The sequence below is a fragment of the Halorubrum sp. Atlit-28R genome (assembly GCF_003665955.1).
Classification (GTDB): Archaea; Halobacteriota; Halobacteria; order Halobacteriales; family Haloferacaceae; genus Halorubrum; species Halorubrum tropicale.
On record NZ_QPLS01000026.1, the window covers coordinates 1 to 1,515 of the forward strand.

Sequence of the window (1,515 nt, forward strand, 5' to 3'; positions counted from 1 at the left end):
ACGCCCCCGAGATCGGTGTCCGCGTCACCGTCCAGACGTCGACGAGTCGGGCCCAGTACCGGGATCTGCTTGAGGAAGCTCTCGAGGCGAAGAATCTGCTCACAACTCCCGAGGCAGTATCGGTGCTTCACGGACTGTGTCGGTCACCGCTCGCAATCGCGAACGGCGTCGCTCGTGCCTTGGAGCCGGAAGCCGAGACGCGACACATCCGGTCTGTAGAGCTCCGGCGTATCATCGCAGCACTGTCTCCAGAGCAGGTACTCCGAAATGCGTCGTCGACGCCGCGAAAGGCACTCGTGGCACTCGCGGGCGCTGAAGAATTCCTAACGCAGTCAGCACTCGCCGAGAGAGCCGGTGTGTCGGCTCGCTCGCTTCGTGACCATCTCCCTGACCTCGTTGATGCTGGAATCGTCGCGAAGGTCGACGCTGGCTATCGACTCCAGCTGTCGTTTGCGGAGACGGATCGGGATGACGGAGAACTTCCTGAGCGGTACCAGGATATCTACCCGCGATGGGTGAGCGATCCGACCGTCAGCAACGACGTCCACGCTGCGGCCGGAGCGTTACGGACAGCCCGGGAGCATCACGGGCCAGACGGACCAATCTCACCAGAGGAAGCCGGGTTCGCTGGCGATGTCTTGCTGGAACTCACAGAGCCGTGGCCGTTACTCGATGAGGTGCTGCCAGCGCTGTGGGCAGTGACTACGAGAGCGTGTTATCGAGAGGACGCTGCTGTCGCTGGTGGTGTCCTTGTTGAATGTGAGACTGAGGTAATGGGGAGACGCCCACGCCAGTTGAGCCTCCAAGAAGCAACTACTGGGGAGCTTGTCGGGTGAGTTCTAGAGGAATGAAGGCGTCTGTCACCGGTGATTTGTGGAATTTAACATTCCACCGACAAGGAAACATAGTGGATCCAGCCAGCAGTAACTCCGTGATTATATCACTGAGCAGCGAATAAATAAGACAATGAAACGGCAGGATCGCGCTGTCACCCCTGTTATTTCGACCATTCTTATGGTCGCTATTGTCGTCATTTTAGCTGCGACAGCCTCTGTGTTCTTTTTTGATGTAGCAGGAAGTATCACTGAGCCCGCTCCGAATGTTGCCGATACAACTGGCGAATTCGAAGTTGCCGATGGAATCGCAGGTGACAAGCAACTAGTCAAGATCACTCATATTGCCGGTGATGGGGTCCGGGTTAACGAATTAGAAATTGTTGTCCGGGCAACTGGCCCTGGCGTAGATACTGAAGCCAGGTTAGTTGATCTTCCGGCTGATGGCCCATCATTCGAAAATGAAAATTTTGCTGACGGTGATCCTGATAATTTAATCGATAATGGAGATAGTACTACAAATAATATAGTCATATCGGATGGAATAGATATGTGGTCTGCGGGCCAGACAATCACATTCCGAATAAATACTGGTACAGCCGATTTCCGTGAGGGCGAAACTCCTGACGCCGACGAACTTGAAGTCGTGATCGTCCACACACCGTCTGGGTCGATTATCTCA

General features: G+C 54.9%; 1 protein-coding gene and 1 pseudogene. Both read left to right on the forward strand.

Going from position 1 to position 1,515, the window contains the following annotated elements:
- A pseudogene (locus tag DVK06_RS16570) lies at positions 1 to 836 on the forward strand (ArsR family transcriptional regulator); the annotation flags it as partial.
- Between the two features lie 130 nt (positions 837 to 966).
- On the forward strand, positions 967 to 1,515 hold a 549-nt coding region (locus DVK06_RS16575), incomplete at its 3' end, for a type IV pilin (RefSeq protein ID WP_121601109.1).